The 14,200-nt window shown below is 62.5% G+C and carries 13 protein-coding genes; 9 read left to right on the top strand and 4 right to left on the bottom strand.

All coding sequences use genetic code 11. From position 1 onward, the window contains the following. Nucleotide 1: 1 nt before the first annotated feature. Complete coding sequence (locus BM360_RS07435) at nucleotides 2–547, bottom strand: nuclear transport factor 2-like protein (RefSeq protein WP_093312932.1); 546 nt, start codon at nucleotides 545–547, stop codon at nucleotides 2–4. A 425-nt stretch (nucleotides 548–972) separates the two neighbouring features. Between BM360_RS07435 and BM360_RS07430 the strand changes: the two genes are divergently transcribed. The 7 genes from BM360_RS07430 (at nucleotide 973) to BM360_RS07405 (ending at nucleotide 6,691) form a co-directional block, all read left to right on the top strand. Continuing rightward, entirely contained in the window at nucleotides 973–1,419 is a 447-nt protein-coding gene (locus tag BM360_RS07430) for a nuclear transport factor 2 family protein (protein ID WP_093312930.1), read from the top strand. A 66-nt stretch (nucleotides 1,420–1,485) separates the two neighbouring features. Next, the gene (locus BM360_RS07425) at nucleotides 1,486–1,746 is read left to right on the top strand and encodes a hypothetical protein (protein WP_278247414.1); all 261 of its coding nucleotides are present in this window, start codon (nucleotides 1,486–1,488) and stop codon (nucleotides 1,744–1,746) included. After that, nucleotides 1,719–1,883, top strand: coding sequence for an NAD(P)(+) transhydrogenase (Re/Si-specific) subunit beta (locus tag BM360_RS19305; RefSeq protein ID WP_165611231.1), 165 nt, complete (start codon nucleotides 1,719–1,721; stop codon nucleotides 1,881–1,883). The genes BM360_RS07425 and BM360_RS19305 overlap by 28 nt, the downstream gene beginning before the upstream one ends. A gap of 4 nt (nucleotides 1,884–1,887) precedes the next feature. After that, nucleotides 1,888–3,597 (top strand): class I adenylate-forming enzyme family protein, encoded by a 1,710-nt coding sequence (locus BM360_RS07420; RefSeq protein ID WP_093312926.1) that lies wholly within the window; start codon nucleotides 1,888–1,890, stop codon nucleotides 3,595–3,597. Between the two features lie 169 nt (nucleotides 3,598–3,766). Beyond that, the gene (locus tag BM360_RS07415; protein ID WP_093312924.1) at nucleotides 3,767–4,939 is read left to right on the top strand and encodes an acyl-CoA dehydrogenase family protein; all 1,173 of its coding nucleotides are present in this window, start codon (nucleotides 3,767–3,769) and stop codon (nucleotides 4,937–4,939) included. Continuing rightward, on the top strand, nucleotides 4,936–6,003 hold the full coding sequence (locus tag BM360_RS07410; protein WP_093312922.1) for a phosphotransferase: 1,068 nt from the start codon (nucleotides 4,936–4,938) through the stop codon (nucleotides 6,001–6,003). Before BM360_RS07415 ends, BM360_RS07410 begins: the two co-directional genes overlap by 4 nt. Before the next feature lie 172 nt (nucleotides 6,004–6,175). After that, the gene (locus tag BM360_RS07405; protein WP_131819213.1) at nucleotides 6,176–6,691 is read left to right on the top strand and encodes a hypothetical protein; all 516 of its coding nucleotides are present in this window, start codon (nucleotides 6,176–6,178) and stop codon (nucleotides 6,689–6,691) included. A gap of 306 nt (nucleotides 6,692–6,997) precedes the next feature. Here BM360_RS07405 and BM360_RS07400 read toward each other — a convergent pair whose 3' ends face one another. Then, nucleotides 6,998–8,020, bottom strand: coding sequence for an IS110 family RNA-guided transposase (locus BM360_RS07400; RefSeq protein ID WP_093312918.1), 1,023 nt, complete (start codon nucleotides 8,018–8,020; stop codon nucleotides 6,998–7,000). A gap of 470 nt (nucleotides 8,021–8,490) precedes the next feature. On the opposite strand from BM360_RS07400, the gene BM360_RS07395 reads away from it, so the two are divergent. Next, entirely contained in the window at nucleotides 8,491–9,111 is a 621-nt protein-coding gene (locus BM360_RS07395) for a hypothetical protein (protein WP_093312916.1), read from the top strand. A gap of 1,913 nt (nucleotides 9,112–11,024) precedes the next feature. On the opposite strand, the gene proC is transcribed toward BM360_RS07395, so the two are convergent. Beyond that, complete coding sequence (proC, locus tag BM360_RS07390; RefSeq protein ID WP_242653349.1) at nucleotides 11,025–11,828, bottom strand: pyrroline-5-carboxylate reductase; 804 nt, start codon at nucleotides 11,826–11,828, stop codon at nucleotides 11,025–11,027. A gap of 93 nt (nucleotides 11,829–11,921) precedes the next feature. Between proC and BM360_RS07385 the strand changes: the two genes are divergently transcribed. After that, on the top strand, nucleotides 11,922–12,923 hold the full coding sequence (locus BM360_RS07385; RefSeq protein WP_165611230.1) for a Gfo/Idh/MocA family protein: 1,002 nt from the start codon (nucleotides 11,922–11,924) through the stop codon (nucleotides 12,921–12,923). Here the strand turns inward: BM360_RS07385 and BM360_RS07380 are convergent, their stop codons facing one another. Further along, entirely contained in the window at nucleotides 12,924–14,195 is a 1,272-nt protein-coding gene (locus tag BM360_RS07380) for an aspartyl/asparaginyl beta-hydroxylase domain-containing protein (protein ID WP_093312912.1), read from the bottom strand. Nucleotides 14,196–14,200: the final 5 nt, after the last annotated feature.

Here is a 14,200-nt window from a genome sequence, read left to right as displayed (position 1 = left end):
GTTACGCGCCTGGAGTCGGGGGTATCCCTGCCATCAGGTTATCTACAAGTCGTCGCTTCATGGGGGCAACCCATTCCATTTCCAGCCTTGGATCGAGCAGCTCAGCCTCCTTGAGCTCGTCGCACAACTTCATCTGATGGCCGATATCAAATAGATCCAGCTGTGATGAAAACTTGCCGCTTCCACCATAGGTGATGAAGCTGACGCCCTCCGTCTCATAGAAGGTTCCATCGGGGCGTCGACCAGGGCCACGATTGACCCAACGACTGAAAATGCGCGCGCCGTTAACGGCATACTCAAGGATCGGGAAGCTCCATCCCGCCCATCCTGAGCCAACGTCCATGTCCCGGCCATAGTGCGTTTGTCGGATCTCCTCCCGGCTCCGGGCGAATACCGGCATGGCGCCGCCGTAAGGGCAGAAGTAGGTCGCATCCTCATGATAGAAAGCGTCGGCGAGCCACGCCCAGTGGTTGCGCTTTTCGGACTCGATAAACCCCAGGCGCAGGCCCTCTATGGCAGCCTCGACCTCTTCTCGTGAGTATGTCACTCTCGATCCCCTCTGGCGGCATTTGCCCAGGTCATGGGATAAAGGTGCCACGGATTAGCCATTGCGTCTAGACCATTGGCCCGCAATTACGTAAACAGGTGCCACCCGCGGCAAAAACAGGGGTATGCGTAGTAGGCGGTACAAAGGCTGAGAGGCTTGGGTGAGGGCGGCGGTGCGAGTTGTGCGAATAACTTGCGACGAGACTGATCCAAAGAACCGTCTCAAGTGATGATCCGTAAAGCGCTACTTTTTGAATGCGAAGTGAGAGACGATGTTCGGAGAGCAGTTCCAGCTGGCACCGGCCTGCTCCTGTGCAGGCATGACGTCCCGGACGCATAGACGCGCGTGGCTCAACGCCGCAAGCAGCGTGCCCTTTCCGCTGATGGGTGCGCACATTAAGGTTCAACTTGGCCTGAGGTTGCAACATGTTCGAGCTAGCTGACTATCTGGAAATCCAGCGTCTCGTACATAGCTATCCCAAGCTTCTCGATCGGGGAGAGCTGGAGGCCCTGGGCCAGTTGTTTGCACATGCTACAGTCTACTTCGAAACGTTGCCAGATCCAGTCGTTAACAATGCACCGGCCATCACCGGAATGTTCGTCGACTTCCTGAGGCTGTATGACGGCGTGCCTCGCACTAGGCATATGATCTGTAACGTCATCATAGAGCCTGTCGAGTGCGGCGCAGTTGTATCGACCAGCTCAGTATTCGTACTGCAAGATGCTCCGGGTGTGCCGCTTCAGCCAATTATCACAGGTGATTACCACGACCGCTTCGAAAAGCTCGATGGTTTGTGGCGTTTCGCGGAGAGGCGGATCACGAACGATCTCTTCGGTAACTTGTCCGCCCATGGAAGATATAATCTAAAATGAAGGCCCCGCGCCGCCACCGCCGGGCGGAACCTTCTGTAGCGGAAAACGGCGCTTCGCGATGCGCAGATTGCCGCCATGCGCCGCAACTCCGTGATCGTCGACTTGGCGGCGTCGAGCGGCAGCAATGTCGGGGGCAGAGCGGCGGGCGAGACCGTGGAGCGGCACGGCGTGCTGATGATCGACGCGGCGGACGGCGTCTCGCGGCTCGAGGCAGATGCGTTCAACCTGTTCGCGCCCCACGTTTTCGACCCCACCGAAGCCTGTTGGGACAAGGACGCCGAGGCGCTGCGGCTGTCGGAGTGGGGGACGAGCCGGTCGATGCGGTGAGGGCGGGCTTCGTCGGCATCGACAGTCCGATCTTCTACAATGCCAACACCCAGATGCTGTTCAGCGACGCCAAGGCGATGACCGGGCGAATGGTGAAGGAGCTGAGCGGGGAGGATAGCATTAAGCAATGCGGATAAACCGATGTTCGATCCAAAAGCGACCAAACGCAATAATCGGCTGGATACCAGGATAATGAAGTTTTCCGGTGCAGGCGGTCCATGGCTGACGCTCTACTCGGCAAACTTGCCGAGACAGTTCGCGGCGACAAAGCATCATTTCCTTGATCACTGGAATGAGTGGATGAACGATGCGCCTGAGGCGCCAGCGATACGCTACTTCGATCAAGTCTTAACTGTAGCTGATATTGATCTGCGCTCGCAAGGGCTGGCGGGTTGGCTAAGCGATAGCGGAATCAAAGCGGGTGACCGGGTTGCGGTCATCCTCCAGAACGTGCCGGAATTTACCGTAGCGGTGCTCGCCGCGTGGAAGCTCGGTGCCGTGCCGGTGCCCTGCAACCCTATGTACCGGCCGGCGGAATTGGCGGACCTCTTCATCGATTTTCGTCCGGTAGCGATAGTTTGCGATGTGCGCCAGGTAGAGGAGATAAACGCGGCCGTGACTAGTGCGGGTTTGAACCCTGCGGTGATCACGACCGATGTTCGAAATGGCGCCCGTGTTGATCAGCGCGTCGCGCCGGCCGGTATAGCATCTGGCTCGATCGGCGAAAACTGGCGCGCCAGTGCAGCAGGAAAGATCATAAGGCCGCCCCGTCATGGCGGAGAGCTTGCGCTAATTCTCTACACATCGGGTACAACAGGGCGCCCAAAGGGGGTTATGATCCAACATGATGCTCTCTGCTTCAACGCCGAGCTGTCCGCGATCTGGATGAGGTTGCACTCTGACTCGCGTATGCTAGGGTTGGCGCCTTACTTCCATATAACCGGCTTTGTGCTGCACATGGCGGTTTCAATTGTGGCACGTTGCGCTGTCGGCTTAACATACCGCTTTCACCCTGAGGTGATTCTGGCGTTTCAACGTGACTTTGAAGCAACGACGACCGTCGCGGCAATCACAGCCTTCAATGCTCTCTCCTCACTGCCCGACATAAGCATCGCGGATTTCGGCCACATGGATGTAGCATTTAGCGGTGGCGCGCCGATTGCACCTGCCCTGCGCAATACGCTCCAGCAGCGGCTGGGGCTCAACCTTATTCCTGTCTATGGCATGACCGAGACCTGCGCGCCTACCCACATGGGACTTCCAGGGTGCGAGGTTCCAACTGATCCTGAAACGGGAGCCCTGTCGGTTGGCGTGCCGATCTCATCGACCGAGATGAAGATTGTTGATGCCAAAGGCAATCCTTTGCCGCCCGGGCAAGCGGGAGAAGTTTGGGTGCGCGGCCCGCAAGTGACGGCAGGCTACTGGAAACGCCCGTTAGAGACTGCGGAGGTGATGGCTCCCGAAGGCTGGCTTCGCACTGGCGATGTCGGCACAATGGATGCCGCTGGCTGGCTATATATCGTCGACAGACAGAAAGATATGATCAACGCGGCCGGCTTTAAGGTCTGGCCACGGCAGGTTGAGGATGTATTGCTGGAGCACTCGGCAGTGCATGAGGCAGCGGTGGTAGGTGAGCCCGATGCATACCGCGGCGAAACTGTCGTCGCCTATGTTGCCGTTCGCGCTGGGGCGATAGTGCAGGCCGCTGATTTAGAGGCTCATTGTCGCGAGAAGCTGGCGGCATACAAGGTTCCTCGACGCTTCACGATTTTAGACGAGATCCCTAAAACGGTGACTGGCAAGATTCGGCGTGTGGCAGTGCGTACTACGCCTGCTGCCCCCAGCGAATGATGGGGCAGGTGCCAATAGCCTGACATGTCGAAAGGCGGGCGGTCTGCCTGCTGACGGTGCGGTCCTTACTCGGTCATCCCGTGCGGGTGCAACGGGCCAGGGAGCGCCCCAGGATCACAGTCGCATGTGGTTCGAGCCGATGTCTGAGAAAGCGGAAGGTAAGTGAATCATGTCTGTCGGCCTTGACCGAGCGCAGGAAATCGCCGCCCGAGTTGGCAAGTTCGTCAGAGAGACCGTTGTTCATTATGAGAAGGATCCCCGCCTTGGACGCCATGGTCCCAGTGAAGAACTGGTAGCAGAGCTTCGCTCGAAAGCGCGTGCGGCCGGCGTCTTGACCCCGCATATCCTTGCCGATGGACAGCACCTTAGCCAGCGGGAAACCGCCGTGGTCCTGATCGCCTCGGGCTTGTCGCCACTCGGCCCGGTCGCCGTCAACACCGCATCGCCGGACGAAGGCAACATGTTCCTGCTAGGCGCCATCGCCTCGCCTGGCATGAAGCAGCGCTTCTTGAGCCCCCTGGTTGATGGCTCGTCACGCTCCGCCTTCTTCATGACGGAGCCTGCCGAAGACGGTGGCGCAGGATCCGATCCGTCGATGATGCGAACGACATGCCGGCTTGATGGCAATCACTGGGTCGTAAACGGTCGCAAGGCTTTCATAACCGGCGCGGCCGGAGCGAAGGTCGGGATCATCATGGCGAAGTCGGACGACGGCGCATGCATGTTCCTGGTGGACTTGCCCGACCCTGCGATCCGGATCGAGCGTGTGCTCGACACCATCGACAGCTCCATGCCGGGCGGCCACTCCATTGTCGCCATAGACAACCTACGAGTGCCTGCCGACCAGATGTTGGGGATGAAAGGTGAAGGCTTCAAGTATGCGCAGATTCGGCTTAGTCCTGCGCGTTTGTCGCACTGCATGCGCTGGCTTGGCGGGTGCGTGCGAGCGCACGAGATTGCGACCGCCTACGCATGCAAACGGCACGCCTTCGGCAAGCCGCTGATCGACCATGAAGGCGTCGGCTTCATGCTGGCGGACAATCTGATCGACCTCCGCCAGGCGGAATCGATGATTGACTGGTGCGCGGGTGTGCTCGACACCGGCTCGTTGGGCACGGTCGAAAGCTCGATGACGAAGGTTGCGGTCTCCGAGGCCCTCATGCGGATCGCGGATCGCTGTGTGCAGGTGATGGGCGGCACCGGAGTGTCGGGCGACACGATCGTCGAGCAGATGTTCCGAGAAATACGCGCCTTCCGCATCTATGACGGGCCGAGCGAGGTTCATCGCTGGAGCCTTGCCAAGAAGATCAAGCGCGATTTCGCACAGGCAAACCCAGCATGAGCGTGGCGGCGGACGAGAATATCGGAACGGTTCCGGTTCGAGCGGGCTATGACTTCGACGAAGGCGCGCTCGCCCGGTGGATGGAAGCTCGTATCGAGGGTTTCAGCGGGTCGCTGACTGTCGAGCAGTTTAAGGGGGGACAGTCGAACCCGACCTACAAGCTTACAACGCCGGGGCGGTCATATGTGCTTCGGCGCAAGCCTCCGGGTCAGTTGCTGCGCGGCGCTCATGCGATCGAACGTGAAGCGCAGGTGCTGCAGGCGCTCGCGGCCGTCTCCTTCCCCGTCGCACGATTGCGGGGGCTATGCACTGATGACTCGGTCATCGGCACATGGTTTTACGTGATGGACATGGTTGAGGGGCGCATCTTCTGGGATGCGACAGTGCCCCGCGTTCCGCGCGCCGAGCGTGGTCAGATCTTCGATGCGATGAACGAGACGTTGGCCACCCTGCACCAGATCGATCCGGCAGCCGTCGGGCTGGACGGATTTGGGCGACCCGGAAATTACTTCCAGCGTCAGATCGATCGGTGGAGCCGGCAATACCTAGCCGACGTTGACGCGGGGCGTGACGCCAATATGGATCGGCTTATCGAATGGCTGCGGGCGAACATGCCTGCCGATGATGGGGCCAGTCGCCTCATCCATGGCGACTACCGCATCGACAACATCATCTTCGACGCCGAGAAGCCGCGCATCCTCGCGGTGCTGGACTGGGAGTTGTCGACGGTCGGCCATCCACTTGCCGACTTTGCCTATCACTTGATGATGTATCGCATGCCTCCGAAGATTGTCGCTGGTCTTCATGGGAGTGACATCCGGAGGCTGGGTATCCCGACAGAGGAAGAGTATGTCGGCGCTTACTGTCGAAGGACGGGGCGAGAGGGGGTGCCGGATCTCGACTTCTACATAGCCTTCAACTTCTTTCGTCTTGCTGCGATTTTCCACGGAATCAAGGGAAGAGTGCTGCGGGGTACTGCGGCTAGCGCGCAGGCGAGAGCGCGCGTCGCTGTGCTACCTGAGTTGATGGCGTTGGCTTGGAGCCAAACACGAAGTTCACGGTAGTCTGTCTTCGCGCTTCAGTGCGACCGGAGACTGTCCGTCTTTTGACGTTTGCGGACGATCGCGCCGGCCGACGCTGGAATGTCCGATAATGGTGGTTAGCGGACGTTGCGACGCGTGCCGGAATGGCTAGGTAGAGGCCATGGTTAGAGGACGGCTCTGCAAGTTCTTCGCGGTGATCGCCTTGATTGTCATCGGGTTGCAGATGCTGAGCCGGCCGCCCGCAAATTTGCTGTCGCTAAGAGCCACACGGTACGAGATGCTTGACGGGCTGTGGCCTCGTTCCTCTAGCATCCTGCACTATCCGAGCTGGTCCACCCCGCCGATCGAGCCGGACACCGAACTCGTCGACGTCGTCGCACGGTGCGGCGGTGCCGCCGATCTTGCGCAGGTCGCTGAGCGGGCTGGTGCATCGACGATCGCCCTGCGGGAAATGGCGCAGTCGATGTACCGGACCGACATAATCTACGCGATCGCCGATGCTGTGCCGTGGTGGCGCATAAAGCTGTGGCAGCTCCGCTATGCTTCGGGACTGTGGACCCATAGATTGGATGAGCCTTCGGGGTATCTGCCGCAGAGCCTAATTGATGAGGCGCGCGCTTCGTCGGACCGTTGGTATCGAAGAGTGACAGATGACGTCGTCTGCGGCGCTACACGGAACGCGAAGGCGGACCCCAGCCGCAAGGGCTAGTGATGAGCGGTCTGTGTCTGCCCCGCCAAGCTAGAATGTCCGTGTGTGGACGCCCCTCCGGATACAAGGGGTTGTTGTCGAGAATCTTGCGCGCGGGTTCAGGTGCTGCCGTGTGTCCGGCCTCTTGATGCAGCTTTCATCACAGCTGCTGGCCTGAATGGAGATCGCGGATCGGGTTCAGACCGCTATTGCGCGCTCATGGCGCTTGGACACTTTGACTGGTTTTCCCGACCCCGTCTTCTGACCGTTGCGCCATTCCTCTCTGCTGACCTTCCCTTGCGTCCCTGACGCCTCAAGCCTTGGCGGTTACGCCGTGGCCGGAGCTCTGTAGGATCCGCCATGCGCCATCAGCGCCCAGACGATCCTCGCCATCTTGTTCGCGAACGCAACTGTGACCAGCATGCGTGGCTTGCGCGCGAGCATGCTCGCCAGGCACGCGCCGGCCTTGTCTGGCTCGCGCGCGGCGACCTTGGTTGCCGAGCTGGCGCCCAGGATCAGCAGTCGTCGCAGGCTGCGTTCGCCCATCTTTGTCGTGCGCCCGAGCCGCTCCTTGCCACCGCTCGAGTGCTGCCGGGGCACAAGCCCGAGCCAGGCGGCGAAGTCGCGCCCGCGCCGGAAGGTGCTGGCGGCCGGCGCCAGCGCCACCAGCGCGGTCGCGGTCACGGGGCCGACGCCGGGGATCGTCATCAGCCGCTTCGCCACCGGATCCGCCTTCGCTCGGCTCGCGATCTCACGGTCAAGCACGGCGATTTGTGCCTGTAGTGCCAGCAGGCTTTGCGCGATGACGACCAGCACCGGTCGCGCCTCGGCCGGCACATCGGACGCAGGGTCGCCGACGATCTCGATAAGCTTGCCGACGTGCCCGACACCCTGGCGGACGATGTGGCCGAACTCGGTCAGGTGCCCACGCAGGGCGTTGATCAGCTGCGTTCGCTGGCGCACCAGCAGGTCGCGCGTTCGGAACACAACCGCCGAGGCCTGCGCCTGAGCGCTCTTGCCCTGCACGAACCGCATCGTCGGGCGCTGCGCCGCTTCACAGATCGCCTCCGCGTCGGCCATGTCGTTCTTCTGCCGCTTCACGAACGGCTTCACGTACGCCGGCGGGATCAGCTTCGTGTCGTGCCCGACTGCGGCGAGCTCGCGCGCCCAATAGTGCGCACTCGCACACGCCTCCATCGCTACCGCGCAGCGCGGCAAGGTCGAGAAGAACGGCAGCACTTGGTCCCGCCGCAGCTTCTTGCGGAACACGACCGTGCCGCTCGCATCCGCGCCGTGGACCTGGAAAACCGACTTGGCCAGATCAACCCCAACTGTGCTAACCTCACCCATGGACGCCTCCTGCAGTGGTGCTTCAACACCTCCACTTTGGCACATCGATGCCGTCAGGGGGCGTCCACCCCAACGCTATTGGGCGCGAGCGGACCTCCGACGGCTCGCCGGCGCCATGGCGATGATCATGGAGACCGGGAGCTTGCTAAGCGGGGAGGGCGATCACTAAGGCTCCGCCAAGAAGCGCCCGATTGTGTCCCCCGGAAGAAGCAGACCGCAGCCACGTCGTTGAGGGGCTGAGCAGGCCTACCAGTGGGGCCAACGCGTCGTGGCAACTACTGGCTTGTCGTTGCCGGGGGTTAGCTGGCCCGCTCATTTATCGCGGGTGTACGGGTTTTTCTTGCCGGCACCGATCCGTTGTGGCATGAAGGCCGCAAGCAGCTCACCGCTTCCATGTCAGCACCGAGCGCTCCATGATCGCCAAGGCGGTCTACCCTAGCCCGGAGCGCATATCGTAGCTGATAACATCCATGTCTTTGATGTGCCTCCATATTTTGGAGGTTGTTTTGCAAGACGTATACTTCACGAGCAACTGGTTCCTGAGGCACCCGACGGCGGTTAAGCGTCATCGACTGAGGTGGGATGACGAGCTGGGCAAGGCCGTGCTCCAATTGCCAAATAAACGCCTTGCACTGCTTCACCAGAGCGTGGATGAGTTGCTGTTTGACGAAGTGAAGCTCAAGCCGCTGGTCGTCGATCCGCTTGATCATCGGGAGGTGCGATCGAGTGCTTACCAGGCCAAATGGTATGGCAAGCGGACCGGAATGCGCGATGGGCGCTGGCTGCAGATCGATGTGCCGTACAGCGGTTCGGCCGTGTTGTGGCGGCAGAGGCCCACGCGTAACTTCGTTCCGGTCCTTCGTGGACGAGTGCTGAGCGACAAGATCATCTTGCAGATGGACATCGCCGCCGACGACTGGCAGGAGATGGTTCCGTTTTTGGATCCGCTCTTCGAACAGGCACGAGCAGTACTCCCGCTCCATCAGTCATATATCGACGAGAACAATGCTGTATTGAAGCAGTACGTGCCTCGCTATGTCGAGGAGCAGCGAGCTTACATTGACCGGGTGCTTGAGGCTTACCTCCGCTAATTCATAGAAGCGGGCGAGACGTGTTCGAGCTTGACGCGGTGCACAGCCAACGCGTCGAGTTTGAACGTGTAAGTGCCGCTCAGAGGAGCGCTTTTTCCCAAGCCTGCTAGGTGCTTAGCTCGGCCAGGATCCGTCTATAGACGTTTGGTTGTGGCGCTGAAATCGGGCTTGTCGCGGCAGGCGTCTACGCTGGGTTTCGCACTGTGCAGTGTGCGGGTTTGCCGCTAGATTCTAGAAAACCTCTTGCCTCTTCAAAAGGGAGCTGGTTGATGCCGAAGCGCCGCCCCGAGGGCCCTCGGCCCTATGCGGAAGCTTTCCCCGGCCTCGATGTGCTCGTGGTTGAGCGCATGGCCAAGGCTGATCGGCTGCTGTGCGAGTGGGTTGATGAGGATGGGCGTGTTGCGGGACACGTCCGCATTCGCGAGTTCAGCGAGACGCGCTTCGTGTTCGACCAGCAGTTTAGCGGACCGACGCTTTTGCCCGAGAAAGGGCAGCGGATGTTAGAGATCGTCAGAACGCATCGTGTCGCAGAACATATCCGACCAACCATTTTACATCAAGGATGTGGCAAGCTGGTGCAAAGAACACATCTAGTACTGGGTGGCTGGCGATGCCGTAATTGCCATAGCCTCTGGTATCATAGCCAGCGCGCATCCAAAACTACGCGCGACATGTTGTTGAATGGATACCTAGTGCAGCGGAGCGGGAGCGATGACCGAGGCTTGCAGCGGCGATCCGTACTGTCCCGGCTGTCCTTCGAACTTCAAGCAAGACCATTGAGAAGGCGGGGAGCGTCTCCCGTTTGTTGTGAAGGTGGCGGGCGTCGAGGGTTAGCACGGCCCGGAGGCGTGTCCAGCCAGCGCTGCGGGCAACTAGTTCTCTGCACCGCCCACCATCGGGGGCGACGTCAGCGCCTTACCGCGCATGATCAGGCGTTCGGTCGCTTGCATTCAGCTGACCGAAGTTGGCGGAGAACAGAACGGCCGCTTTAAGCAACTGAGGTGGGGTTAATGACCATTTTTTCAGAAGAACGCCTACAATAGCTGTGGGTAGTCGAACCGGATCTTCGCGTCAGCTTCCGCGTGCGCGAAAGCTGACCCTCGACTGACCCTCATTGTCGTAGATGAGCCGTTGAGACGGACTCCGGGTGAGGTGCCCGGACACGGAAATCGCCTCTCGCAGGTCGAACTCTCATCGCCTTAACCTCACCGGACCGGTGTAGCGAACACAACGACGAAGCCGAGAACGACCTTAGAGCGCTACTGAACCGCCTTCTACACCGACGCCTCGGACTTAACTGCACGAAGCGGCCGCGAAGGTACTTGTTCGCCAAAGGTTCGGCTGAGGACTTGCCTCTCAGCAAGCGGCGATGAGTCCGCGCACGTGCCGCTCACATTCGCGCCTCGCCGCAAAGTCTTATGAATGCGGCAAGTTTCGCTTCTACAGCCATGAAACCCTGGCGGCGAGATACGACCGAATCGTGACACTTGGGGCGTGTCGTTAGATCCCGACGTATCAAGCGATCGGCCATGCTGTCGGCGTCCTGTCAATGCTAGAAGCATGCTGACTGTGCCGGCGCGGCGCACACCGCCACGTGCCGGCGCATCGATTCTGGCTTCAATATGCAGCAGCGTCCATTTGCCCTATCCGTTGCGCCCTACAAGCCGATGCGCTCGGCCCCGACCGACAGGGCTATATCTTGGAAGAGCGTTGACGCATCAGGCGTGGCAGCGGAGACACGGGAAAAGGTGAGGAACCTGGACACGGGCACCGTGGCAGACAGGAAGGGCAGGGCGGGTTCTGCTGGTCGTCCGGATTTCATCGGCGAAAGGCCCTTCGCTGGTGTGGCGGATCATGGGGCAGATCGGGCGATCGCCAAACGCTGCCGCGGCAGTCCTCGCGGTGGCAGGGGATCAGTCCCGCGCTTTCGCGGCCATTTCGGCGTTGCGCGTGGCGGCGGATGCCAGCGCATTGCCGACCAGCCGGGTTAGCGCATCCCCTTCGTCCAGCACTGCCAGCCCGGCGAGGGTCACGCCACCGGGGCTGGCGACACGGCGCACCAGCTCGGCCGGCGTGGCGTCGCTCTCGCCGAGCAGGCGCGCCGCGCCCAGCATCGTCTGCGCGAAGAGACGCCGGGCCGCATCCGGCGCCAACCCTTGCGAGGCGCCGGCCTGAACCACCGCCTCGGCAAACCGGAACAGGAATGCGGGGCCGCACCCGGAGACCGACGTCGCCGCGTCCAGCGCAGCCTCGTTTGACAGCCACTCGACGGTGCCGAATGAGGCGCACAGGCGGCTCAACTCGGCCCGCATGTCATCTTCGTCCGTATCGCCGGCGAGCGCGGTCGCGCCCTCACCGATGGCCGCGGGGAGGTTGGGGACTGCGCGAACGATGCCGCCCGCGCGCGGGAAGGCGCGCCGGAGGGTCGCCAAGTCAACCGCTGCAAGGACCGACAACAGGATCGTGCCCGGACCGACGCAGCGTTGGAGCGAGGGGGCGGCCGTCGCGAGTATCTGCGGCTTGACGGCGAGCACCACAGTGCGCGGCTCTCCTCTAATGCCATCGACGGTGGCGTGGCTGGTGACGTCGGGCGGAACGCGCTGCGGATGCGGCGTGAGGACGGTGATCCTGCCGGCCATTCCCTCGCGCAGCCAGCCCCGCAGCATCGCTCCACCCATGTTGCCGCAGCCGACCAGCAGCAGATCCTTGTCGTTCACGTCATTCCTCCTGCGATCCGGCGATCGACTTTTATGCAGCTTCTAGTGTGCCGAGCCGCGGGTAGAAGCAGCCAGGCACTCGGGAGATTTCACATGCAGCCGCTCCGCATCGGCATTCTCAGCACGGCGAACATCGCGCGTCATCTCGTGAGCGGGATCGCCGGATCGGACAAGGTGGTCGCGGTGGCCGTCGCCAGCCGCTCGGAGGAGGCGGCGCGCGCCTTCGCCGATGCGAACAACGTGGCGCGTGCTTTGCCGGACTATGAGGCGCTGCTCGCCGATCCCGAGGTGGAGGCGATCTACAATCCCCTGCCCAATACGCTCCACGCCGAATGGAGCATCCGCGCGCTGGAGGCCGGCAAGCATGTGCTGTGCGAGAAGCCGATCGGCGTCAGTGCGAACGAGGCCCGCGCGATGTTCGCGGCGGCGGAGCGGACTGGCCTGCACCTCGTCGAGGCCTATCCCTATCGCGCTCAGCCGCAGACGCAGGCGCTGGCAAAATTGGTGCATGGCGGCGAGATCGGCCGCCCGCGAATGATCCAGGCGGCGTTCGGCTTTCCGCTCGGGGCGCCCGACAATATCCGTCTCAACCCCGATCTGGGCGGCGGTGCGCTGCTGGATGCAGGCTGCTATGCGGTCAGCCTCATCCACCTGCTCGCCGGTCAGCAGGCGACGCGCGTTTCGGCGGAGGCGATCTGGAGCGAGCGGGGTGTGGACCTGACGCTCGTCGCCAATCTTCGCTTTGCCGACGGGCTGCTGGCTCAGGTCGCCTGCTCCTTCGGCACCGCGCTGTATCGGCGTGCGATCGTCGCGTGCGAGCAGGGCGTCGTGCAGACCGACTTCCTCAATCACCTGACCGATGCCGATCCGGGGCAACTGATCGTCGCGCGCGGCGGCTGGACGGTGACGCGGGACGAACAGGCATTCGCGCGCGGCAGCGGTTTTCGCGCCGAGGCAGAAAGCTTCGCCGATCTGGTGCGCGGCACCGGGCCTTGGACCGGTATCACCCCGGTACAATCGATCGAGGTCATGACACTGCTGGACGCGATCATCGCCAGCGCGCGGGCTGGGGGAGCGCCCGTCGATATCGCTTGATCAGCTCGCCAAGCCATCGCGGTGGCGGTCGCTGGCTGCGAAAACGTCCGCCACCATGCACCGCTCGGCCGCGGTCAGATGCGGGTTCCAGACATCAAAGATCAGCAGAATGCGGAGTGCATCGCCTTCGTTCCATGCCTCATGCTCGATCGTGTCGTCGAACACGAAGGCGCGGCCTTCCTCCCAAGCGCGCGTCTCGCCGCCCACCCGGAAGCCGCAGCCCGGCGGCACCACCAGCGGCAGGTGAACCGTCGCGCGGATGTTGGTGACGCCTCCGTGCGGCGGGATGCGCGCGCCGGGACGCAGCACCGAGAAGAAGGCGGTGGGAGAGCGGGCGGGGAGATCGGGTTGCGGCACCGCGGCCAACGTTGCGGCGGTGAGCGGGCAGCGCGCGCATAGCGCATTGTCGCGTACGCCATGACGGAAGAGATGCACCGCGCTCCAGTCCGACGAGCCATCCAGCGGCGTCCAGAGATTTTCGGGCGTTCCGGGCAGCAGCTCCACATAGGGCCGGAAGCCCGCGCCATCATCGTCGAGCAGAGCCAGCGCTTCCGCCCGGATCGCATCGGTCTGCGCCTCCACCGCAGCGAGCCAGGGAAAGTGGCGTCGTTCGAAATATTCGTCGGCGGGCAGGAAGGGCACATGCAGCCCCGTGCACTGGTTGGCGTAGATGCGGCGCCGGCCGAGCATAGCGTCCACCGCCGCGGCCATGCGCCGTGTCTCGCCCGCGGCAAGGTCGCCGAACCGGTCTGACAGAATGATGTCCAGTGTCTCGCCCAACTGCCGCGTGCGCTCCGCGACGAACCGTGCGGCATGATCCAGCACTGCCGCCAATGCGGGCGATGGCTGGTCGATCAGGCGACCGGCGGCGACCACTGCCGACCAGCGCTCCACCGCCGCCGCCTCCTCGCCCAGCCGCTCGTGCAGCTCGGCCAGACGGGTGAGCGCCGTGAGGTTGCATTGATCGAGCGCGAGGGCCGCCCGCAGAGCCTCGCGCTCCGTCTCGCTCTGTCCCGCGGCGCGCGCGGCCGTGGCCAGGTTCATGCGGAGCGGCAGCGCTGTGGGGTCGACCGCCACTGCTCGGCGGAACAGCGCCGCCGCCCTCTCTGCCTCGCCTGCGCCCAGCAAAGCGAGGCCGAGACCGTTCAGCCCGGCGGGTTGATCGGGATGGCGCGCGACTGCTTGTTCGAGCAGTGCGCGCGCCTCGTCCCGCCGTCCGGCCCCCCGTGCCTCCGCCGCCGCCTGCAGCAGCGCCGAAAGGTCCGGCGGCATCGGAG

This window comes from Sphingomonas jatrophae, from assembly GCF_900113315.1.
GTDB lineage: Bacteria > Pseudomonadota > Alphaproteobacteria > Sphingomonadales > Sphingomonadaceae > Sphingomonas_P > Sphingomonas_P jatrophae.
The sequence above is the reverse complement of the archived record's forward strand: the minus strand, read 5'-3'. Positions and strand labels throughout refer to the sequence as shown.